A 23,428-nucleotide genomic window follows, 5' to 3' on the forward strand; every position below is an offset into this window, starting at 1 on the left:
CAATCTCAACCTCACAAAATATTGTAATTCTCTTCAGAAAAAATTAATTTTACACTTTAAATATTTCTCTTGTATTACGCTCAAATTGTTCTTCCGCTAAATTTAAAAGGAACTTTTACCTACAAAGTTCCCGATGAGTTAATCAAACAAATCCAATGCGGGATGCGGGTTCTCGTTCCTTTTGGTGGCAAAAAAATCTATACTGGGATTGTTTTCGAGCTTCACGACATTGCTCCGGAAAATTTCGTTGCCAAAGACGTAATCAGTATTTTGGATGATAAACCTATAGTTCCGCAAGAGCAAATTAATTTTTGGAACTGGCTTTCCGAGTATTATTTATGCGGTTTGGGAGAAATTTATCGTTTTGCGTTTCCTTCTTCTTTAAAATTGGAAAGTGAAACGTATTTAAAATTAAAACCCAATTCGGTTATCGATTTTGAAATTCTGGACGTAAACGAAATGTATCTTGTTCAGGCTTTGGAAGTAAGACAGCTCATCAATCTTTCGGATATTGAAGCGTTTATACCCAAAAAAGATATTATTAAAACCATCAATTCTTTGATAGACCTTCAATACATTGAAATTGACGAAAAAGTAGCCGAAAAATACAAAGCAAAAGAAGTTGCTTACGTTAAAATGAATGACGCCGTCATGAAAAACGAAAGTCTTACCGAAATTTTGCTCACGCTCACAAGAGCTAAAAAACAAAAAGAACTTTTCCTTTATATTTTAGAGAAGCAAACAGAAAATCCTGATGTTCCGCTAAAAAAATCTGACCTTTTTGAAGATGGTTATTTTTCTTCTTCGCATTTCAAAGCATTGGAAGATAAAGGTTTTGTGGAAGAATATTACATTCAAAAAGATAGAATCGAATCTTACACTGGTGAAATTGAAGAACTGGAAGAGCTTTCAGACATTCAGAAAAAAGCAAAAGAAGAGATAGATCTGGCCTTTGAAGAAGGGAAAAACGTATTGCTTCATGGCGTAACTTCTTCGGGGAAAACGCACATTTATTTAGAAAAAATTGAAGAATGCATTGCCGAAGGAAAAAATGTTTTATTTCTCCTTCCGGAAATTGCATTAACCAAACAAATTACGCAGCGTTTAGAAAAAAAATACGGAAATCAGCTTGGGTTTTACCATCAAAAACTTACGGATTTTGAGCGTGTAGAAGTTTGGCGAAGAGTGAGCCGAAACGAAATCCGAATTTTAATCGGAACAAGAAACTCGCTTTTTCTTCCTTACGAAAATTTAGGGTTAATTATTGTAGACGAAGAGCATGATTCTGCGTACCGACAAAGAGAGGTTTCTCCATATTTTAACGCAAGAGATGTGTCTTTGGTTTTAGGGAATTTTTACGAAGCTCATGTTATTTTGGGTTCTGCAACGCCTTCTGTTGAAAGTTATTATTTGGGGCAAAAAGACCGTTTACGATACGTTTTTCTTGAGCAGAGATTTGGCGAAGTAGCGCTTCCTGTTTTTGAATTGATTAATTTTAAAGAAGCTCAAGATTCAAAGCTGGTGAACGGTAGTTTTTCTTTCAGAATGTTAGAAGAATTGAAAAGAACTATTGATGATGAAAATCAAAGCATTATTCTTCACAACAGACGCGGTTATGCAAATGTAATTGAATGTGAAAGCTGTGGCTACGTAAATTATTGCTCCAATTGTGATGTGGTGATGACTTATCACAAATCTGCCAACGAAATGAAATGCCATTATTGCGGACAAAGAGCTTCGAAACCAAAAGCTTGCCCAAAATGTTATTCTGAAAATCTGAACGAAAGAGGAGTTGGTGTTGAGCAAATTCATGAAGAGGTTTCTAAATTATTTCCTGATAATGAAGTAGATAGAATGGATGTGGATTCGATGCGAAAAAAGTTTGCTTACGAAAAATTGTACGAAAAAATTGAAGAGCAGGAAACCGACATTATCGTAGGAACGCAGATGATTTCTAAAGGTCTTGATTTTGACCACATCGAATTGGTAGCAATTCCGAAAGCTGATTCTATGATGTATGTTCAGGATTTTAGAGCGGAAGAACGTGCATATCAATTAATTATGCAGGTTTCGGGAAGAGCAGGTCGTGCTTCTGGAAACGGGAAAGTTTTAATTCAAACGTATAATCCGGACCATTCTGTTTTTCAATTAATTAAAATGAATGACCCCGCAAAAACGTACGATTATTTTTTAAAGGAACGAAAGAAATTTCTTTATCCGCCTTACACGAAGATGATTATGTTGCATTTGAGCCACCGAAAAGAAGATAAAATTACTCGTGCTGCGCAGTTTATGGGCTCTGTTTTAAGAAAATATTTGCCGGAAGAATGTGTTTTAGGTCCTGAAAAATCTCCGATTTTCAAAATCAATAATATGTTTCAGTTTCAGATTTTAATAAAACTTCCGAGAGGCAATAAATATAATTCGTTTAAAAAACTGGTTTTGCAAAGTATTGAAGAATTTGATGAAATTACAGCCTATCAAAGCGTCAAAAAGCAGCTTGTAATCGATTTTTAACAACTTTTAACAAACTTTAAAGGCTTTTATAATAACCTAATGTGCTGATTTCTAACAATATTTTCTACTTTTGACCGTTTGATACATGTTTGAGCAGAATTTTGTAACTTTAACTTACTGATCGTTCTGCAATCCAAATTACAGACAAAAGTATAATTAGATGGTAAATTTCAGAAAATATATTTCAGGTATTACGGTATTGGCTTCTGGTTTATTCCTCGCTCAATCTACCGTTTCTACGGTTCTTTACACTCCAAACACAGACAGTCAGAAAACTTTTAGCCTCCCTTCGCCGGTAGAAGTGGTAGAGAAAGCAGTTCTGTCGCCAAAAGAGCTTGTAGATATTAACGTAAACACGATGATGACGGACCCTGTGCTGAAAAATGCAACTTGGGGCTTTGTAATCTATGACCCGAAAACCAAAAAAGTAATTTCTTCTTATAATGAAAATACACCTTTGGTTCCGGCTTCTACAACGAAATTGTTAACAACGGAAACAGCACTTAATCTTTTAGGTGAAAACTACCGTTGGAATACTCAATTAGAATATTCTGGGGCAGTAGACGAAAATGGCGTACTTACCGGAAATCTTTACATTGTAGGAAGTGGAGACCCTTCTTTAGGAACGAATAAAGCAGGAGCTTCGTCGTATAGAGAAATTATTGATACTTTCAAAGAGGCACTTTCTACGGAAGGCATCAAAAAGGTAAATGGTGATATTATTATTCAGACAGCGCTTTTCAAAGGTAACATTTCGAGACTTCCGGAAAATGTTGTTTGGCTAGAAAATAACAATTACTATCTTCCTGTAGGTGCAACCAAAGAGATTAATCCTGCAAACGAAAGATTGATTGTTAAAAGAGCAATGCCTACAGAAAGTGTGAAAAAATACTTCTACGTTTCGCCATATACAAATCAAATGGTGTATGCAGAAAAGTATGAAGGTGATGGTGTTTTAACAACGAAACTTCCAGATGCACCCGCTTTTTTGGCAAATTCTTTTAGAGCAACTTTGGTGAAAAGTGGTATCGCTGTAACTGGAAAAGTTCAAACAAAAACTGTTGATGGGCAACCAGAAAGCAGAAAAACAATTAATGTGTACAAATCTCCAACTTTGGCGGATATTGTGTACTACACCAACCAAAGAAGTGATAATTCTTTAGCGGAAGCTTTATTAAAAACAGTTGGCTATTTCAAAAAAGGAAATCAAACCCCGGATTCAGGTAGAGAAGTTGTTACTGAACATTTAAAAGATGTTGCTTTTGACTTTGAAGGTTTAAATTATATGGACGGAAGTGGTCTTTCAAGAAACAATAAAGTAACACCTATTTCTCAAGTGAAATATCTTACGTCTTTAATGGGCACTAAATATTATCAAACTTATTTCAATTCACTTCCAATTGGTGGACAATCCGGAACATTGAAAAAGATGTTCCTTGAAAACGGAAATGGACAGGTTTTTGCCAAAACAGGAACTTTAAATAAAGTGAAAACTTTAGCAGGATACATTAAAACCAATTCTGGAAAGACTTTAGTATTCTCTTTGCTGGTAAATAATTACGCGGGTTCGGTAGATATGGTGAAGAAAAGAATGGAGCAGATTATTCAGCCGACTTTAGATTTGTAAAATTAAAATTTTAATACTGCACAAAACCTTTTAATCGATGATTAGGAGGTTTTTTTTATCTTTGATGTCATATTAATAATGAATTCATGAAAAAAATATATTTTTTCTTATTTCTTTCTTTTTTCTGCGCTCAACTTTCCGCTCAAAATAAAAATATTGATATGAAAGCACTGAGAAACAAAGAAATAAGTGCTTTTACTTCAAAAATGAACATCGGAAATACCAATCCAAACACGTTGAATTACGATTTGCAATACCAACGAATGGAGCTTTCGCTTGACCCCGCAATTTATGCGGTTTCAGGTTCTGTAACTTCGCATTTTAAGCCCAATCAGGCGATGAGTAGTATTTATTTTGATTTGAATAATTCTCTCACCGTTTCCTCAGTTCAGTATCATGGGTCAAGCTTGAATTTCCAACAATTAGGAACTAAAGAAGTGAAAATTGATTTTCAAACTCCACTTTCGGCAAATGTTTTAGATTCCCTTACGATTAGTTATTCTGGAGCACCTTCTACGGCTCTTGGAGCTTTCACTACATCTATGCAAGGCGGAGCTTATGTTTTGGCAACTTTAAGTGAGCCTTACGGTGCGCAAGATTGGTTTCCTACTAAGCAAAGTTTAAACGATAAAATTGAGAGATTTGATATTAAAATCACTGCGCCTTCCCAATATAACGTGGCTTCAAACGGTCTTTTAATGTCTGAAACCGCTCTTGCCGGAAATCTGAAAACCACTTTTTGGCGCACACAATATCCTATTGCAGCGTATCTTGTTGCAGTTGCTATTACCAATTTCACGAAATTGACCGATACGATTGGAGTTCCTCCATTTCCATTTATTAACTATGTTTATCCATCAACAGCTGCAGATGCAGGAAGTATGGCGAATATTAATTGGACGAAGCAGATTATGAATACTTTTGAAAACTATTTCGGAGCTTATCCTTTCAGAAACGAAAAGTACGGTCATATGCAGTTTATGTACGGCGGTGGAATGGAACATCAAACCATGTCTTCGATGGGAAGTTGGGAGCAGGGTTTAATTGCTCATGAACTTGCACACCAGTGGTTTGGCGATAAAGTAACTTGCGGCGCATGGAATGATATTTGGCTAAACGAGGGTTTTGCGACTTTTGGACAACACTTGGCGTACGAAAAATTGTTGATGACGAATGCACAGTTTATGACTTATCTTTCTTCAGAAATAGACTATATAACGACTCTTCCTGGTGGAAGTGTGTATGTTGCAGATGCTAATTTGGGAAGTGTAGGGAATATTTTTAACGGAAGATTGTCTTACTCAAAAGGAGGATATGTGCTAAGAATGATGAAATGGATTTTAGGTGAAACCGCTTTTTATAATGCCTTGAAAGACTATCATGCAAGACCTGCTTTAGCATATAATTACGTGCGAACTGCAGATTTTAAAAACTCGGTTTTCACATCTACGAATAAAGATTTTACAGAGTTTTTTAATGATTGGATTTACGGTCAAGGCTATCCAACGTATGATATTCGATGGAAACAAACAGGGAATGTGGTTGCTTTTAAAGCTTCACAAACACAAAGTAATGCATCGGTAAGTTTCTTCGAAATGCCGCTTCCTATTAAAGTTAACGGTACATTGGGAGAAGTTGCTTATTTCTCCTTGGATAATTCATACAACAATCAATACTTTTTTGAAACAGTAAATTTCACAGTGGCAAGTGTTCAGTTTAATTATGAGTATCAAATCATTGAGAAAAATTCTACAGTTGCCCAAGATACAAACTTAAAAGTAGATGAAATTGATGTTGCTCAATTTGCACTTTATCCAAATCCTGCAAAAAATGAAATCTTTTTGAAAGGAATAAAAAAATCTGCAGATTTTACGATTCTTTCAGCCGACGGAAGGTTAGTAAAAAAAGATACTTATAAACCCGGAAATGTAATTAATATTTCTAGTTTAGTTCCCGGAATGTATGTTTTGCAAATAAGCGGTAAAAATTTAAAGTTTGTAAAAAAATAAATAATGAAAATCTGTAATTCGCAGATTTTTTTTATTTCTGAGCTTAAAATATTGAAAACTATATTGTTTTCGGCGGTTTAAATTTTGTTTTATCAATATTTTGCATATAAGTTTGTAAAAATGTTAAATAATTGGCAGAAATTTTGATAGGTTTTTTAATTAAGAGAGAATACTCTGAGAATTAATTATTTTAAACCTTTAATGCATTGTCATCATGAAACAATTATTTTTTGACCCAGAATTACGTTTTAACGAAATTCTTTTTGAGCACCGCAACAAAGCTTATGGCGCTTACGATTTAAGAACAGAATCTAACAGGATTTTAGCAAAATCATTATTTTTAAGTTTAGCCGTTATTGCAGGTGTTTTTCTAACTGCGATGCTTGTATCCCCAAAAGCTGCTGAAATTACAGAAACTGGAGGTTTGGTAATTGAAGTTGAAAATGTTGATGGACCAGATATCGACGAACCGCTTAAACCAGAACCTGTAAAACCAATAGTGAAACCAGCTGCTCCTGTTGTACAAGATATTAAAACATTTGATGGTCGTGAGTTGACACCAACGAGAAATGCAGACGATTCTAAATTGGCTACAAAAATTCCTGACGATGCTCTTGCCGGTGTAAAAGATAATTTGGATGGGAAAGTTATTGTTCAGGATAATCAGCCAGTAATTAATTTGCCTACAAGTACAGATACAGGAAGTAAAACTACGGATTTACCTGTTACAAAACCAAATAATGAAGTTGTTGATGGTGGAAATCTAAGTGTTGCAGCAGATTTCGTTGGAGGTATTAATTCTTTCAGAAACAAAGTAATCGACAAATTTGATACTTCAAATTTTGAAAATGAATCTTTAATTGCTACTACAATAACTTTCATCGTAGAAAGAGACGGGAGCATCTCTGGAATTAAAGCAGACGGACAAAATGCAGAATTTAATAAAGAAGCGATTCGTACTATTATGAGTATCAAAGGAAAATGGTCTCCTGGGAAAGATAAAAGTGGCAATATTGTAAGAAGTTATTTTAAATTTCCAATTAAAATGAAATTCGATCAATAAGGCTCATTATTAAGATTTTAGAACTTATCCACAAAGATTTTTTTTTGTGGATAATTTTTTTTTAATCTAAAGCTTTTATTAACAATACTTTAACTCAATTTTGTTTTTAGCTGTTCGCACAAAGAAAAGAAAAAAGTGTATTTTTGAAGCTTAAAGTTCTAATAATGGCAAAAATCATTGGTATCGCCAATCAGAAAGGGGGCGTAGGAAAAACAACTACAGCAGTAAATCTTGCTGCTGCACTAGGTGTTTTGGAAAAGAAAATTTTAATTATTGATGCTGATCCTCAAGCAAATGCAACTTCAGGATTAGGTGTTGATGATGTGCAGTATTCTACCTACAATTTATTGGAACATAGCGTAGATACAAGAAGTTGTATCAAACAAACGGCTACTCCCAACTTAGACATCGTACCTTCTCATATTGATCTTGTTGCAGCAGAAATTGAACTTGTTGATAAAGACAACAGAGAATATATGATGAAAAAGGCTCTAGACAGTGTAAGAGCAGATTATGATTACATCATCATCGATTGTGCACCTAGTTTAGGTCTAATTACTGTAAATGCGCTTACTGCAGCAGATTCTGTAATTATCCCAATTCAGTGCGAGTATTTTGCATTGGAAGGTCTTGGAAAGCTTCTCAATACCATTAAGAACGTTCAGAAAATTCATAACAAAGATTTGGATATCGAAGGTTTGTTATTAACGATGTATGACAGCCGTTTAAGACTTTCAAATCAGGTAGTAGAAGAGGTAAATGCGCACTTCCCGGAAATGGTTTTCGAAACCATCATCAGCAGAAACGTAAGATTAAGTGAAGCGCCAAGTTTTGGAGAAAGTATCTTAAATTACGATGCCGAAAGTAAAGGGGCAATTCAATACATTCAATTGGCGGAAGAGGTTTTGCTGAAAAACGAAAAATTAGTAAAAAATTAAAATGATTTTTGTATTTAATAGTTAATCAATTATCATCAATCAATAATCATTTATAAAGAATGAAGGACAAAAAAAGAGCAATGGGTAGAGGATTGGGCGCTATTTTGAGTGCGGAATCCAAAGCAACGATTAACTCTGCAACAGACGAAGGTGCAGATAAATTCGTAGGAAATATTGTAGAGGTAGCCCTTGAAGATATTTATCCAAATCCTACCCAGCCAAGAACTTATTTTGACGAAAAAGCATTAAACGAACTTGCTTCATCTATCAAAAATTTAGGTGTTATTCAGCCTATTACTTTAAGAAAAGATGGTGAAAAGTTTGAAATTATTTCTGGGGAAAGACGTTATCGTGCGACTAAAATAGCGGGATTGAACTCTATTCCTGCGTATATTCGTTTGGTAAACGACCAGGAACTTCTTGAAATGGCTTTGGTAGAAAACATTCAGAGAGAAGACCTTGATGCGATTGAAATTGCCTTAACCTACGAAAGATTGATGGAAGAAATTGGTCTTACACAAGAAAACTTAAGCCAAAGAGTAGGAAAAGACAGAAGTACGATTACGAATTCCATCAGATTGTTGAGACTAAGTCCGGATATTCAGAACGCGATTAGAAGTGGTGAGATTTCTGCAGGTCATGGTCGTGCCATCATAAGCTTGGAAACTGAAGAGCATCAGCAAATTTTGTTTGAATTAATCATTAAGGAGAAACTTAATGTAAGACAAGCGGAGCAAGCTGCAGCTGCCATCAAAAATCCTAAATCTCCTGCTGCTAAAAGAGCAAAAGCAGAACTTTCAAATAATTACAAAAGAGCTCAGAAAACCATTTCAGATATTCTGGATGTAAAAGTAGAGATCAAAACAACTGGAAACGGTAAAAAAGGTAAAATAGTTCTCGATTTCAAAAATGAAGACGAGCTTGAATATATTTTATCTCACATTAAGTAAATGAAAAAAATATTCATCGCCTTTTTTCTACTCATTTTTGGTTTTGCATTTTCGCAGGTAAAACCTACAGATTCTTTGCATTTAGATCATTATGCAAAAGACAGTATTCCTGCTGCAAAACCGCGTAAGGAAGCTAATGTTGTTGCAGAAATTGAAAAAGTAAATGCGCCAGCAAAAGTAAAGGTGACTAAATTGAATCCTACAAAAGCAGGTTTATATTCTGCTGTTTTACCAGGATTAGGGCAGTTTTACAACAAAAAATACTGGAAAATTCCTGTGGTTTGGGGGGCTGTAGGAACTGGTGTTGGAATTGCACTTTGGAACCAAAATCAATATGAAAGATACAGAGGATATTACATCGCAAAACTAAACGGAACTCCAAACGAATTTGTCGATTCCAAACCATATTTAGATAAAGTTGCACTAGGAAATGCGCAAGATACTGCCAAAAGACAACGTGATTATGCCATTGCAATCACAGGATTAATTTATATCTTAAATATTGTGGATGCTGTTGTAGATGCACATCTTTATGAAGGAAGAAAAGATCCGGACTTGTCTTTTGCACCGGCTGTAATTTATGATACGAATAATATGCAACCTCCAAAAACAGGTTTAGCTTTAAACTTTAGATTTTAAATCAAAAATGAATATCCGTCTAAAATTATAACCATAAATTTATGGGATGAATTTTAAAACGGATTTTTTAATAAATTAATAGATACTTATGAAAATAGCATTGGTTGGATATGGAAAAATGGGGAAAATTATCGAAGAGATTGCTCAGAAAAGAGGGCATGAAATCGTTGCCCGTCTAAAAGAAACTCCAACTGCTGAAAACTTGAATAATCCAGATGTGGTTATCGAGTTTTCTATACCAGAAGCAGCTTACAGCAATATTAAAGCTTGTCTTGAAAATAATATTCCTGTAATCTGCGGAACAACAGGATGGCTTGAAAAAAGAGCAGAAATAGATCGGATTGCTTTAGATAACGGAACTGCATTTTTATATGGTTCCAATTTTAGTTTAGGGGTAAATCTTTTCTTTGCTTTAAACGAAAAATTGGCAGATTTGATGAAAAATGTGGATGAATACAATGTTCAATTAGAAGAAATTCATCACATTCACAAAAAAGATGCACCAAGCGGAACGGCAATTTCTATCGCAGAAGGAATTTTCAAAAACAACCCGAAATTTGATGCGTGGAAGTTAGAAGAAACTCAAGGAAATCAGCTGGGTATTTTTGCAATTCGTGAAGACGAAGTTCCAGGAACTCACAGCGTTTATTACAGAAGTGAAGTAGACGAAATTGAAATAAAGCACACTGCTTTCAACAGAAATGGTTTTGCTTTAGGAGCAGTGGTTGCCGCAGAATTTATTAAAGATAAAAAAGGTATTTTTACGATGAATGATGTTTTAGGACTCTAGTCTTGTAACATTTTCAGGATCAGAGACACTAATAACAGCAATTATTATTTACACATTGCTCATTAATCATATAGAATAGCAAAGTTTATGAATTACTTTTTAACCTATACAGTTTACGTTCTCATTTTATCTGTATTGATGGGACTTTCCACTTGGAAGCTGTTTAAAAAGATGGGATACAATCCTGCATTTGCATTTATCCCGTTTTACAATTATTTTATTGTTTTAAAAGAAACGAAGCATCCGAAATGGTGGGCAATTTTGTCTTATCTTCCGATTGTGGGACCCATTATGATGTCTGTTTTTCATATTTATTTAATGAAAAAATTTGGCAAAGGTTTGGTTCAAAATCAAGTTCTTACGGTAGTTCTTCCGTTTATTTATATGGCGACGGTAAACTACGGTAAAGATGTAGAAATTGAAGACGAAGCAGCCAACGAACTTTTCCTTACAGACGAAGAAAAGCAACTGAAAAAGAAAGATTCATTTATTGGTTCTGTTACTTTTGCGGTGGTTTTTGCAACGATTATTCACGTTTTTGTAACGCAGCCTTTTGGAATTCCTACAGGTTCAATGGAGCGAACTTTATTGGTGGGAGATTTCCTTTTCGTAAATAAATGGAGTTATGGGTACAGAATGCCAATGCGTCCTGTAGCGATTCCTTTCCTTCAAGGAACGGTTTATGATTTTCAAAAAGACGGAAATCCTAAAAATGATGGAAAATCATATGTTGATGGAGTAAAATTACCTTACGAAAGAATCTTACAATTCAACAAACCTCAAAAAAATGATATTGTAGTTTTCAACTATCCGCAAGATTCTGTACATACAGCGATTGATAGAAAAGATCCTTACGTAAAAAGATGTGTTGCCGTTGCCGGAGATACTTTCGAAATGCGTGGCGGAAAGTTGTTTGTAAATAATAAACCGGAAACTGTTTTAGGAGATCAAGAAAGACAGCACAGATTTATTGTTACAACAGGAAGTCAGTTAGATATTCCTGGATTGTATAAAATTTATGGATTTCTTCCAGTTCAAGAGATTCCGAACGGAAGTGGATTTATTTATGCTTTCCAAGGTTTAACAGATAAAATTGCTGCTGAAATTAAAAAACTTCCTCAGGTTATCGAGATGAAGGAAGATATTATGCCAAAAGGTGAAGCGGCAATCGCTTATAAAGATGAAGCTAAAACTAAAATTGATACTACACAATCTATTTTCCCAGTAAACAAAGCTTGGAATCAAGATTGGTATGGACCGGTAAGAATTCCTAAAAAAGGAGATGTTGTAGCCATTAATAAAGAGACGTTACCAATGTATCGTTGGATTATTTCTGAATACGAGCACAACAGTGTTGCAGAAAGAAACGGACAAATTTTTATCAATAATCAACCAGCAAAAGATTACACCATCAAGCAAGATTACTATATGATGGTGGGAGATAATAGAGATGCTTCTTTAGATGCGAGATTTTTTGGTTTCGTTCCTGAAGAAAATATCGTAGGAAAACCAATGTTTACTTGGATGAGTATTGAAGGAGCATTCGATGATTCTAGTTCTTCATACCAAGCAGACGGATGGAGGGTTCGTTGGGATAGAATGTTTAAAGCAACCAACACAGGAGAAGCAAACAAAACCTCGTATTGGTGGATTGCTGCGATAATCCTTATTCTTTTCTTTGGTTGGGAACAATTTATGAAGTTGATTAAAGGAAAAGATAAATCTGAAGAATAATTAAAATTTAAATCAATAAAAAATGAAGTATTTGAAAAAGTACTTCATTTTTGCAATATAAGAGATGCAGAATATATTATTACCGGTATTTTATTTACCACCCATTTCGTGGTTTTCGGAATTTTTAAATGATGAAAATGAAATTCTTTTTGAGCAGTTTGAAAACTTTCCAAAACAAACGTACAGAAATAGATGTAATGTTTTTGGAGCCAACGGAAAACTTTCGTTGATTATTCCAATTAATCATAACGGCGCTCGTGAATACAAGAGTGTTGAAATTTCTTACCGAGAAAACTGGCAAAATTTACATTGGAAATCTATCAAAACAGCGTATCAAAGTTCGCCGTATTTTGAGTATTATGAAGACAAATTGATGAAGATTTTTGAGAAAAAAGAAAAATTTTTATTAGATTTTAATTTAAAAAGTATTGAAGTAATTCAGCAAATTCTGAAAACAGAAAAGGCATATTCTTTGAATACTGAATACGTCAAAAACCCTGAAAGTATCAATTTTAGAGAGAGATTTTCCGCTAAAACCGAGTCAGAATATCACGCAGAAGAGTATTATCAAACGTTTTCAGACAAGCTTGGTTTTATTAAAGATTTATCCATAATTGATCTTCTTTGTAACAAAGGGCCAGAAACGCTTACTTATATTAAAAATGTAAAACTATAATTCTAAAATGAAAAAGATATTTTTAGCAGCTGTTTTTCTTACAGGTTTCACAATGTCTTATGCACAGGAAGCTTCTACCAAAACAGTAGATCCAAGTGAAGACAAAGATTTAATGACTTGGTATCATAAAGATTTTGCCACAACAAAAGTATATGGTGTAAATACTGAAAACGCGTATAAATTTTTAGAGTCTAAAGGGTTAAAGCCTAAAACTGTTGTTGTAGGTGTTTTAGATAGCGGTGTTCAGGTAGATCACCCAGGTTTGGTAAAGAATATTTGGTCTAATCCGAACGAAGTTCCAAACAACGGTAAAGATGATGACAACAATGGTTATATCGACGATGTACACGGTTGGAACTTTATTGGTGGTGCAAAAGCAGATACCGATGTAGATAACATGGAGGTAACTCGTGTTGTAGCGAAGTACAAACCTATTTTTGAAGGAGAAGATTCTACAAAAAACAAAGCAAATCAGGCAAAAATGCCAGAAGAATTTGCAATGTACATGAAGTCTAAAGAAAAATTTAGCAAAAACAGCCTTGAAGGAAAACAAGGTTTACAGATGTACACGATGATCGATGAAGCTATTCCTACGATGGTAAAATTGCTAAACGGGAAAACTTTCAATGCGGAAACGCTTAAAGGTTTGAAAGCTGCAGATCAAAAAGAAGCTATGGCATTGCAAGTGATGGGACAAATTGCAAATAACCCTGAATTTGCTGGAAAATCTGCTACAGATTTTGAAAAAACAATGAAAGCTCAGATGAAAGAGGCTTTAGATCATTTCAGACCAATGGCTCAGCAATACGACATCAATTTCGATCCAAGAAAAGAAGTTGTAGGTGATAACTATGATGATTATTCTGAAAGAAAATACGGAAACAATCATTACGAAGGTCCAGAGGCAACACATGGAACTCACGTTGCAGGTATTATTGCAGGTCTTCCTCAAGGGAAAGAAGTGCAGTATGGTGTAGCTTCTAGAGTAGCAAAAATTATGTCTGTAAGAACTGTTCCAAACGGAGACGAAAGAGATAAAGACGTTGCAAACGCAATTAGATATGCTGTTGATAATGGTGCGAAAGTATTAAACATGTCTTTCGGGAAACCGGTTTCTCCAGGTAAAAATGTAGTGTGGGATGCATTCAAATACGCTGAAAGCAAAGGGGTACTTTTGGTAAAAGCAGCAGGAAACGAAAACGAAGATGTTGCTGAGCATTTAGCATATCCTACAAACTTTAAAAATATTTCAGACGAAAAACCTTTCGTAAATAATGTTTTGGTAGTAGGTGCAAGTACAAACGATAATGCAGCGTTGAGAGCAAGCTTCTCTAACTACAACAAAAAAATGGTAAACGTTTTTGCTCCGGGACAAGAAATTTATTCTACAACTCCTAAGAACGAATATCAATATTTACAAGGAACTTCAATGGCTTCTCCGGTTGTAGCAGGTGCTGCAGCGGTACTTTTGGCTTATATGCCAAATCTTACTCCGGCACAAGTTATTGAGTCTTTGGTAAAATCTAGCAACCCAAATACAACGAACGGTTTTGCAGATTATTCTCAGGCAGGAGGTGTTATCGATTTGAAGAAAGCAGCAGAATATGCATTTACTAATTTTTACAAAGGAAATGCCGGTAAAGCTTCGAAAGCTACAAAGGCAAAGAAAACTTCAAAAAAATAATTTCAAAATATAAATTATTTAAAGTCCGCTACTTAGCGGGCTTTTTTTGTGCTGAAAAAATCTTGGCACAATTTTTTGTATATTTATAACTATTAAATAATTAAACAGAGATTATGAAAAAGTTAGTTCTTACAGGTTTGATAGGAGTTTCTTTATTAAACCTTTCTTGCTCATCTACCAAAAAAGCAGGTGAGGCACAACAAACAAGAGCCGAGGTTCTGAAGCTAAAAGGTACTTGGCAAATCGTAAGCGTGGATTACGACAAGCAATATAAAATAAAACCATTTGATGAAGGTGCAGATGCACAATGTTTTGTGGGAAGTCAATGGAACTTAATTCCGAATAATTATACAGGATCTTATATGTTAAGCGGAGGCGGTAATTGTCCTACTGTTACACAGCCTATAAAATTTGATATTAAAAACAATGTATTCTCTTTCAAAAAAATTGCAGACGGTACAAAAGCGAAGCAGAATACAATGGGATATGTTCTTAATTACATCGGAAACTCTGCAGATTCTTTTTCTCTAGAGCAAAATGTTCCGTTTGATGGGCAAACTATTAGAGTGGTTTATAATTTTCAACGTGTAAACTAATCTATTTTTTTAATTAACCTTAATATTTAAACAATGAAAATTTCAAAAACATATATCGCAGGTATTTTTTTATCATCAGCTTTGTTGCTTACAAGTTGTGAGGCTGTACAAAATTCTAATCACCAACAAAGAGGTACGGCTGTAGGAGCAGCTTCTGGAGCTGTAATTGGTGGTATTTTAGGAAACAATGTTGGTAAAGGTAAAAACGCTGCATTAGGAGCTGTTTTAGGAGGGGTAATTGGTGGTGTTGCTGGTAACGTAATCGGGAACAAAATGGATAAACAAGCCAAAGAAATTAAAGAAACTTTGCCAGGTGCAGAAGTTGAAAGAGTAGGAGACGGTATCAAAATCACATTGAATGAAAGTATCGTAACTTTTGCTTTCGATTCTTCAGATCTTACTTCTGTAGCGAAAACGAACTTAGATAAATTGAGCCAGGTTTTAATTAACAATCCAGATACAAACATCAATATTTACGGACATACAGATAGTAAAGGCTCAGACGAGTATAATCAAAAACTATCAGAAAGACGTGCAAATTCAGTAAAAGCATATTTGGCAGGTAAAGGTATTGCTTCATCTAGACTTTTCGCTTTGGGAGAAGGAGAGTCTATGCCGGTTGCAACCAATGATACGGATGCAGGTAGAGCTCAAAACCGTAGAGTAGAGTTTGCTATTACTGCAAACGAGAAAATGATCAACGATGCTTCGCAAGGTCAGTAAATTATTGATTTATTAAAATTTAAGAACCGCTATCATAGCGGTTTTTTTGTGCAAATTCATTATTTTTGCAGCTTATATAACATAAATGAAACAATATTTAAAACTACTTCGTGTAGAGCAATGGGTCAAAAACCTATTTGTATTTGTTCCTCTTTTCTTTGCGGGTAAAATTACCCATATAGACCTTCTTATAAAAAGCATTGTTGCATTCATTGTGTTTTCTTTAATGGCGAGTGTAGTTTATATTCTAAACGATTATAACGATATTGAAGCCGATAGAAAACACCCCGAAAAACGCAGAAGACCGCTTGCAAGTGGTGCAATTTCTAAAAGCAAGGCCATTGGTATTTTAGTTACATTATTAGTAATTAATTTTTGTTTTGGATTTGCGGCTCAGTGGTATTTTCATGAGCCAATCTGGAAGTTTGCACTCATTATTATGACTTATTTCGTGATGAATTTAGCGTATACGTTTAAGTTAAAACATGTTCCCATTATTGATATTTTTATTATCGCGACAGGTTTTGTTTTGAGGGTTTTAGCAGGGGGTTCTATTACAGGGATCAGTATTTCGCAATGGGCAGTTCTTCTTACTTTTGATCTTGCTTTGGTATTGGCGATTGGAAAAAGACGTGGGGAATTGATTAATGCACAAGTTTCTGGAAAAACAAGACGAGCTTTAGATGGTTATAATGTACAGTTTGCGGATATTGCATTGTCTATTTCGGTTACTTTGGCTATTATTTGCTATTTAATGTTTACACTCTCGCCAGAAGTTCAGCAAAGATTTCATCCGAGAGTTTTTTATACTGTAATATTTGTAGTTTTCGCATTTTTGAGGTATCTTCAACAAACTTTGGTGTACAATAGAACCGAATCTCCTACCAAAATCGTATACAGGGACCGATATATCCAGGTAACTTTATTTTTGTGGGTGATCGCATTTTTAATCCAAATTTATTTTAAAGAATGAAACCAAATTTTGTGAAGAAAGTAACCAATTGGGGAAATTTTCCGGTGGTTGAGAAAGAAATGCGGTCGGAAGATAAATACTCCAAAATCAAAGAATTTATCCTTAGTCATAATGAAGTTATTGCTCGTGGAAACGGTAGATCTTATGGAGATTCATCTTTGGGAGAAAGTATATTTTCTACAAAAAAACTCAATAAATTCATCAGCTTCGATCGTTTAAACGGAGTTATTGAATGCGAGTCGGGCGTTTTGCTCTCAGAAGTTCTAGAAGCTTGCGTGCCGCAAGGATATTTTTTATATGTAACGCCTGGTACAAAATTTATTACGGTAGGAGGTGCTGTTGCAAGTGATGTTCATGGCAAAAATCATCATGCAGAAGGTTGTTTTTCTGAATATGTGATCGATTTTAAATTGATGAACGAAAAAGGCGACATCATTATGTGTTCTAGAGAAGAAAATTCAGATAAATTTTGGGCAACCATCGGTGGAATGGGACTTACGGGAATTATTCTTTCCGTAAAATTTAAACTGAAAAATATAGAATCTGCATACATTCGACAAGAGAGCATTAAAGCTGAAAATTTAGACGAAATCTTTAAACTTTTTGAAGAAAGCGAAAGTTGGACATACACCGTTGCATGGATAGACTGCCTGCAGAAAGGTGAAAATATTGGTAGAAGTATTTTAATGAGAGGTGAGCATGCTTTTCAACATCAGCTTCCTGAAAAATTAAGAAATACTCCGCTTAGATTAAAAAAGAAATTTTCGCCAAAAGTTCCTTTCTATTTTCCTGGTTTTGTTTTGAACGCTCTTACTGTGAAGATTTTCAATTTTTTGTATTATAAAAAGCAGACAAAAAAAGAGGTGAAGAACTTCATCGATTACGAAACGTTTTTTTATCCTTTAGATTTTGTGAACGACTGGAATAAAATCTACGGAAAAAGTGGTTTTATTCAGTATCAAATGATGATTCCTAAAGATAAAGGAAGGGAAGGAATGCAAAGAATTTTGGAGACGATTGCCAAATCTGGAAACGGTTCTTTTTTAGCCGTTTTAAAGCTTTACGGCAAAGAAAATCCGGATGCCTACAATTCTTTTCCGTTTGAAGGATATAGCTTGGCTTTAGATTTTAAAGTGAATAAAAAATTGAAAAAATTGGTAGATCAGTTAGATTCAATAGTCGAAGAATATAACGGGAAAATTTATTTAACCAAAGACAGTATGAGTCGCTCATCGCTGACGAATTATCTGAAAAACGTAGAAAATCCAAAATTTGTGTCGCTTCAGCACAAAAGAATTTTAAATAATAACAGCTTATGATCGTTCTTGGAAGTACCTCGGAAGTGGCGCAAGCTTTTGTAGAAAAAGCACTTCAGGAAGGTGAAAAGTTTGAAAAAATATATTTGTTAACTTCCAGCAAAGAAGCCACAGAACGATTTGCAAAGCATATTGATGTGAAGTTTCTGCAACAATCGGAAGTTATTGAGATAGATTTAACGAAAGAAATAAATTACGCAACATTAGACAAAATTCAGTCTAACGTACTATTTTGTGCGACAGGATATTTAGGAGAAGGTTCGGAAGAAGCATTGTACGATAATAAAAACACAGAAAGAATTATCGAAATCAACTATTCGAAACTAGTTCCGTTGATTAATTTTTTCGCTCAAAAATTTGAAAGTAAAAGAGCCGGAACCATCATCGGATTGTCGTCTGTTGCTGGCGAAAGAGGGAGACAAAGTAATTTTATCTACGGAAGCGCAAAAGCGGCTTTTACAGCTTATCTTAGCGGACTGAGAAATTATCTTTTCGATAAAAAAGTACACGTAATGACAGTGAAACCTGGTTTTATGGATACAAAAATGACGGAAGGACTGCCTTTGAACCCTGCTTTAACAGCAACTCCTAAACAAGCCGCAGATTGTATCTATTCAGGATATAAAAAACAAAAGAATTCCATATACGTTTTGCCGATTTGGAGCGTTATTATGTTTATCATTAGAAATATTCCTGAGTTTATTTTTAAAAAATTGAAATTGTAATTTTAGAGTTGCTTTGTCAAAGCTTTATAACAGAGTAAATTTGCTTTGACAAGGTTTTAAAACTGTAGAGTTATTAAGTTGAATATCATACTTCCTAATGTTTATGAAAAAACTGTATTGCTTCGATTTTGATGGTACGCTTACTTATAAAGATACAATGTTTTTGTATCTGAAATTTTATAATCCTGCCAAATTCAGAGTACAGTTTATTCGGCATATTCCGCTGTTTGTTTTGCTTAAACTAAAGCTTGCAGATGCAGAAAAGGTAAAGAAAAGTTTCATTGGCTCTATTCTGAAAGGGCAAAATGAAACTAAAATAAAAGAAAAATCCAGAAAATTTTTTGAAGCCAATTATCCAAAAATTGTACGACAAAACGCAATGGATTTTATTAAAAATATAGACCAAAATAATACGGAAAGTCTTTTAGTAACGGCTTCCTTAGATATTTGGACTCAACCCTTTGCTGAAGCCTTCAAAATGGAGCTAATTTCCACAAAGGCAGAGTTTAAAGACGGGGTTTTTACCGGTAATTTCATCGGAAAAAACTGCAATGGTAAAGAAAAGCTGGAGCGTATAAAAAAAGAAATTGCCGACGAAAAATATGATAAGATTATTGCCTTCGGAGACACTTCAGGTGATCGCCCAATGCTGAATTGGGCAAATGAAGGACATTACCAATTTTTTCATTAATTTTGAGGCTAGATTTTTCACATCCATATAACCCAATTTTTTTGTTTTCAAATGAATAAAATATACTTAGATAATGCTGCAACAACGCCGCTTACAGAAGAAGTAATCGATGCGATGGTAAGTACGATGAAAATAAACTTCGGAAACCCATCTTCTACACACAGTTTTGGGCAAGAAGCCAAAATTTTAATCGAGAACGTAAGAAGGCAAATTGCAGATTACCTGAACGTAACTCCTGCTGAAATTATTTTTACCTCTTGCGGAACCGAATCCAACAACATGATTATTAAATCTGCGGTGGAACACTTGGGAGTTCAGAGAATTATCAGCTCACCTTTGGAGCACAAATGTGTTTCTGAAAGTATTCTTGATATGAAAGCAAGAAAAGGAGTAGAGGTAAACTATATTCGTCCAAACCAAAAAGGAGATATCGATTTAGCAAAACTAGAAGAACTTCTGAAATCTTCAGATAAGAAAACTTTGGTAAGTTTAATGCATGCCAATAACGAAATCGGAAACCTTACAGATATCAAAAAAGTAGCGGAACTTTGCAAAGAAAACAATGCGCTTTTCCATTCAGATACGGTACAAACGATGGCGCACATGCCTTTGGATTTTGAAGATATTAAAGTAGATTTTGCTTCTTGCAGTGCTCATAAATTCCACGGGCCAAAAGGTGTTGGTTTTGCTTTTATTAGAAAATCTAGCGGTTTGAAGGGAATTATTACAGGAGGTCCTCAAGAAAGAAGCCTTCGTGCAGGTACAGAAAATGTTGCAGGAATCGTTGGTTTAGGCAAAGCTTTAGAGATTTCTTTAAATAAAATGGAAGAATTTGCATCGCACATGCAAATGATTAAAGATTATGCCGCAGAAAAATTAACAGCAGCAATTCCGGGGATTAAATTCAACGGAAGAAGTGCAGAAAAAGAAAATAGTCTTTATACTGTATTAAGTGCTTTATTGCCATATAAAAACCCTTTAATTGGGCTACAATTAGACATGAAGGGGATTGCAATTTCTCAGGGAAGTGCATGTTCTTCTGGAGCATCAAAACCTTCAATGGTAATGATGATGGTACTTTCTGAAGATGAAATGGATCAATGTACTCCATTGCGTATTTCTTTCAGCCACATGACGACTAAAGAAGATATCGATACATTTGTGACTGCGCTTACCGAAATTTCTGCAGATTTTTTTGTTATAGAAAAAACAAATTTTGAGCATAGATAAGCTTATCACAGAAAAGAGGTAATTTTGACCTCGCAATCAAGAAAAATATATTAATTAAAATAAAAGAAACAAAATGGCATTAGAAATTACAGACAGCTCTTTTCAAGAAGTAATAAAATCAGACAAACCAGTATTGGTAGATTTTTGGGCAGTATGGTGTGGACCATGTAGAACTCTTGGACCAATTATTGAAGAAGTAGCTGCAGATTTTGAAGGAAAAGCAATCGTTGGAAAAGTAGATGTAGACAATAACCAAGATATTTCTATGCAATATGGTATTAGAAATATTCCTACAGTTCTTATTTTCAAAAACGGTGAGGTGGTAGATAAATTAGTAGGTGTAGCTCCAAAAGAGGTAATCGCTGAGAAATTAAGCGCGCACTTATAAAAAATAATAGAATTGAAAATGAATGCTTTCCATATTGGAAAGCATTTTTTTTAATAAATATTTGCAGGTTTGTCAAAATGTTGTATTTTTGCAACCACAATAACGAAAGGTAGTCGCCTTAGTTATGGTAAGAGATCCGGTAGTTCAGCTGGTTAGAATGCCGCCCTGTCACGGCGGAGGTCGCGGGTTCGAGTCCCGTCCGGATCGCAAAGTTTTTACAATTTTAACTTTAAAAGAAAATTGATCCGGTAGTTCAGCTGGTTAGAATGCCGCCCTGTCACGGCGGAGGTCGCGGGTTCGAGTCCCGTCCGGATCGCTAAAGTTTTTACAATTTTAACTTTAAAAGAAAATTGATCCGGTAGTTCAGCTGGTTAGAATGCCGCCCTGTCACGGCGGAGGTCGCGGGTTCGAGTCCCGTCCGGATCGCAAAGTTTTTACAATTTTAACTTTAAAAGAAAATTGATCCGGTAGTTCAGCTGGTTAGAATGCCGCCCTGTCACGGCGGAGGTCGCGGGTTCGAGTCCCGTCCGGATCGCAAGCAGAAATGCAAATTATTACAAAACCCTTTAAATCTTGTGATTTAAAGGGTTTTTCTTTTTGCTCAAATTGCAGATTTCGGTAAAAATTTTCAAAAATAAGGGGTCAAATTCGGGGTCTCTAAAATTTTTGAAAAAAAAGGACACCTATTTTTTGAGAGTTTTAGTCTGGATTTTGCAACATTTTTTTAATGAAGAAAAATCAAATTCAAAAAAGAGGTGTCCCTAAAGAAAAAGGACACCGAATTTTCAAAAAAATGTGACACCAAATCTCTCTTAAAGCCATTCAATAGGGCGTTTACGAATTGAACATCTTGTAGGTATAAAACAACACAATTATTTTTAACCTATAAGTCACCACTATGAACACAAAGCTTTCAATTCTCTTTTATATCAAGAGAGCAAAAACAACATCCCAAGGAAAATCACCAATTTATTTGCGTGTAACTGTTGACAGTAAGAGAACAGAATTTAGCATCAAAAGATTTGTTGAAACTCATAAATGGAGTTCCGAACAAAACAAAATGAAAGGCAATTCTGAAGAATCCAGAACGCTTAATACCTATTTGGACATACTCAAATCCAGAATCTACGAAATTCAGAAAGACCTCATCCATTCCGGAAAAGATGTTAATGGTGAAGCTATAAAAAATATACTTTTGGGAATTGATGAAAGAAAGCGAATGCTCATTCCTATTTTCCAGGAGCATAATAACAGAATGGAGGCATTGCTGGGAAAAGAATATGCGAAAGGAACTTTAACGAGATATAAAACCTGTCTGAGCCATACTAAAGAATTCCTAAAATGGAAGTTTAATATTTCGGATATCGAGATTACAGAAATAGACCACACATTCATTTATGACTTTGAGTTTTTTCTGAGAACAGAAAAATCCTGTGCCAACAACTCTGCGGTTAAATATGTGAAAAATTTTGGTAAAATTATCAGAATATGTTTGGCAAATAAATGGATGCTTCACGACCCATTTTTAGGTTACAGTTCCAAATTCGTTGAGGTTAACAGAGGATTTTTGGATGAAGAAGAATTATCACGTTTGCAGAATAAGGAATTGAAGATAGAGCGAATTGCTTTGGTTAGAGATGTCTTCCTTTTTAGTTGTTATACAGGGCTTTCGTTCATTGATGCTTGGAATCTTACAAAAGACAATATCGGAATCGGAATCGACGGCAATAAATGGATTTTTACCGCTCGTCAGAAAACTAAAATAATTTCCCATATACCATTACTCCCGATTGCGGAATATATCATTAAGAAATATGAAAAACATCCTATGTGTGCTATTTCGGGAAAACTGCTTCCCGTTCTCAGCAATCAGAAAATGAATGCCTACCTCAAAGAAATTGCAGACTTATGTGAAATTAAGAAAGAACTCACTTTTCACATTGCAAGACATACGTTTGCTACTACTGTGACACTCTCCAACGGAGTTCCTATTGAAAGCGTCAGCAAAATGTTAGGTCACAAAAGTATCAGAACTACACAGCATTATGCAAAAGTACTTGATAAGAAAATTAGTGACGATATGATGAATTTAAAGCAAAAGTTATTTCCAGAAGAAATTTATAAAGAAAGAAAACGGCTTTAGATGCTATACTACCTAT

Annotated in this window: 20 protein-coding genes and 4 tRNA genes; all 24 read left to right on the plus strand. The window is 34.8% G+C overall.

Going from position 1 to position 23,428, the window contains the following annotated elements:
- Nucleotides 1-69 precede the first annotated feature (69 nt).
- Entirely contained in the window at nucleotides 70-2,517 is a 2,448-nt protein-coding gene (gene priA, locus AC2A1D_RS15920; protein ID WP_484044563.1) for a replication restart helicase PriA, read from the plus strand.
- Nucleotides 2,518-2,677: 160 nt separating this feature from the next.
- A complete protein-coding gene (gene dacB / locus AC2A1D_RS15925) occupies nucleotides 2,678-4,144 on the plus strand; it encodes a D-alanyl-D-alanine carboxypeptidase/D-alanyl-D-alanine endopeptidase (protein WP_484044564.1) in 1,467 nt (488 codons plus the stop codon).
- Between the two features lie 161 nt (nucleotides 4,145-4,305).
- The gene (locus AC2A1D_RS15930; protein ID WP_484044565.1) at nucleotides 4,306-6,153 is read left to right on the plus strand and encodes a M1 family metallopeptidase; all 1,848 of its coding nucleotides are present in this window, start codon (nucleotides 4,306-4,308) and stop codon (nucleotides 6,151-6,153) included.
- A gap of 214 nt (nucleotides 6,154-6,367) precedes the next feature.
- Nucleotides 6,368-7,216, plus strand: coding sequence for an energy transducer TonB (locus AC2A1D_RS15935; RefSeq protein WP_484044566.1), 849 nt, complete (start codon nucleotides 6,368-6,370; stop codon nucleotides 7,214-7,216).
- A gap of 164 nt (nucleotides 7,217-7,380) precedes the next feature.
- A complete protein-coding gene (locus AC2A1D_RS15940; RefSeq protein ID WP_484044567.1) occupies nucleotides 7,381-8,154 on the plus strand; it encodes a ParA family protein in 774 nt (257 codons plus the stop codon).
- Nucleotides 8,155-8,213: 59 nt separating this feature from the next.
- Complete coding sequence (locus AC2A1D_RS15945) at nucleotides 8,214-9,104, plus strand: ParB/RepB/Spo0J family partition protein (RefSeq protein WP_484044568.1); 891 nt, start codon at nucleotides 8,214-8,216, stop codon at nucleotides 9,102-9,104.
- Nucleotides 9,105-9,743: a DUF5683 domain-containing protein gene (locus AC2A1D_RS15950; RefSeq protein ID WP_484044569.1), complete on the plus strand. Its 639-nt coding sequence runs from the start codon at nucleotides 9,105-9,107 to the stop codon at nucleotides 9,741-9,743.
- 88 nt (nucleotides 9,744-9,831) lie between these two features.
- Nucleotides 9,832-10,533 carry a 4-hydroxy-tetrahydrodipicolinate reductase gene (gene dapB / locus AC2A1D_RS15955; RefSeq protein ID WP_484044570.1) on the plus strand — a complete coding sequence of 234 codons (702 nt, stop codon included), beginning with the start codon at nucleotides 9,832-9,834 and terminating at the stop codon, nucleotides 10,531-10,533.
- Nucleotides 10,534-10,620: 87 nt separating this feature from the next.
- Nucleotides 10,621-12,267, plus strand: coding sequence for a signal peptidase I (lepB, locus tag AC2A1D_RS15960; RefSeq protein WP_484044571.1), 1,647 nt, complete (start codon nucleotides 10,621-10,623; stop codon nucleotides 12,265-12,267).
- Nucleotides 12,268-12,331: 64 nt separating this feature from the next.
- The gene (locus AC2A1D_RS15965) at nucleotides 12,332-12,943 is read left to right on the plus strand and encodes a WbqC family protein (protein WP_484044572.1); all 612 of its coding nucleotides are present in this window, start codon (nucleotides 12,332-12,334) and stop codon (nucleotides 12,941-12,943) included.
- Between the two features lie 7 nt (nucleotides 12,944-12,950).
- Nucleotides 12,951-14,627 carry a S8 family serine peptidase gene (locus AC2A1D_RS15970; protein WP_484044573.1) on the plus strand — a complete coding sequence of 559 codons (1,677 nt, stop codon included), beginning with the start codon at nucleotides 12,951-12,953 and terminating at the stop codon, nucleotides 14,625-14,627.
- Nucleotides 14,628-14,740: 113 nt separating this feature from the next.
- Nucleotides 14,741-15,223, plus strand: a complete 483-nt coding sequence (locus tag AC2A1D_RS15975; protein WP_484044574.1) for a lipocalin-like domain-containing protein — start codon at nucleotides 14,741-14,743, stop codon at nucleotides 15,221-15,223.
- 33 nt (nucleotides 15,224-15,256) lie between these two features.
- On the plus strand, nucleotides 15,257-15,946 hold the full coding sequence (locus AC2A1D_RS15980) for a YiaD family glycine zipper/OmpA-like lipoprotein (RefSeq protein ID WP_484044575.1): 690 nt from the start codon (nucleotides 15,257-15,259) through the stop codon (nucleotides 15,944-15,946).
- Between the two features lie 85 nt (nucleotides 15,947-16,031).
- Entirely contained in the window at nucleotides 16,032-16,919 is an 888-nt protein-coding gene (locus AC2A1D_RS15985; RefSeq protein WP_484044576.1) for a decaprenyl-phosphate phosphoribosyltransferase, read from the plus strand.
- Nucleotides 16,916-18,238 (plus strand): FAD-binding oxidoreductase, encoded by a 1,323-nt coding sequence (locus AC2A1D_RS15990; RefSeq protein WP_484044577.1) that lies wholly within the window; start codon nucleotides 16,916-16,918, stop codon nucleotides 18,236-18,238. The genes AC2A1D_RS15985 and AC2A1D_RS15990 overlap by 4 nt, the downstream gene beginning before the upstream one ends.
- Nucleotides 18,235-18,960: an SDR family NAD(P)-dependent oxidoreductase gene (locus AC2A1D_RS15995; protein WP_484044578.1), complete on the plus strand. Its 726-nt coding sequence runs from the start codon at nucleotides 18,235-18,237 to the stop codon at nucleotides 18,958-18,960. The genes AC2A1D_RS15990 and AC2A1D_RS15995 overlap by 4 nt, the downstream gene beginning before the upstream one ends.
- Nucleotides 18,961-19,063: 103 nt before the next feature.
- Nucleotides 19,064-19,651 carry an HAD family hydrolase gene (locus tag AC2A1D_RS16000; RefSeq protein ID WP_484044579.1) on the plus strand — a complete coding sequence of 196 codons (588 nt, stop codon included), beginning with the start codon at nucleotides 19,064-19,066 and terminating at the stop codon, nucleotides 19,649-19,651.
- 51 nt (nucleotides 19,652-19,702) lie between these two features.
- On the plus strand, nucleotides 19,703-20,881 hold the full coding sequence (locus tag AC2A1D_RS16005) for a cysteine desulfurase family protein (protein WP_484044580.1): 1,179 nt from the start codon (nucleotides 19,703-19,705) through the stop codon (nucleotides 20,879-20,881).
- A gap of 73 nt (nucleotides 20,882-20,954) precedes the next feature.
- Complete coding sequence (gene trxA, locus AC2A1D_RS16010; RefSeq protein ID WP_484044581.1) at nucleotides 20,955-21,269, plus strand: thioredoxin; 315 nt, start codon at nucleotides 20,955-20,957, stop codon at nucleotides 21,267-21,269.
- Between the two features lie 133 nt (nucleotides 21,270-21,402).
- Nucleotides 21,403-21,476 (plus strand) — tRNA-Asp (locus tag AC2A1D_RS16015).
- Between the two features lie 35 nt (nucleotides 21,477-21,511).
- Nucleotides 21,512-21,585 (plus strand) — tRNA-Asp (locus tag AC2A1D_RS16020).
- Between the two features lie 36 nt (nucleotides 21,586-21,621).
- Nucleotides 21,622-21,695, plus strand: a tRNA-Asp gene (locus AC2A1D_RS16025).
- A 35-nt stretch (nucleotides 21,696-21,730) separates the two neighbouring features.
- Nucleotides 21,731-21,804: transfer RNA gene (locus tag AC2A1D_RS16030), tRNA-Asp, on the plus strand.
- 363 nt (nucleotides 21,805-22,167) lie between these two features.
- Complete coding sequence (locus AC2A1D_RS16035; protein WP_484044582.1) at nucleotides 22,168-23,412, plus strand: site-specific integrase; 1,245 nt, start codon at nucleotides 22,168-22,170, stop codon at nucleotides 23,410-23,412.
- Nucleotides 23,413-23,428 lie beyond the last annotated feature (16 nt).

It is taken from the genome of Chryseobacterium sp. HNCC26DJ239 (assembly GCF_057180445.1).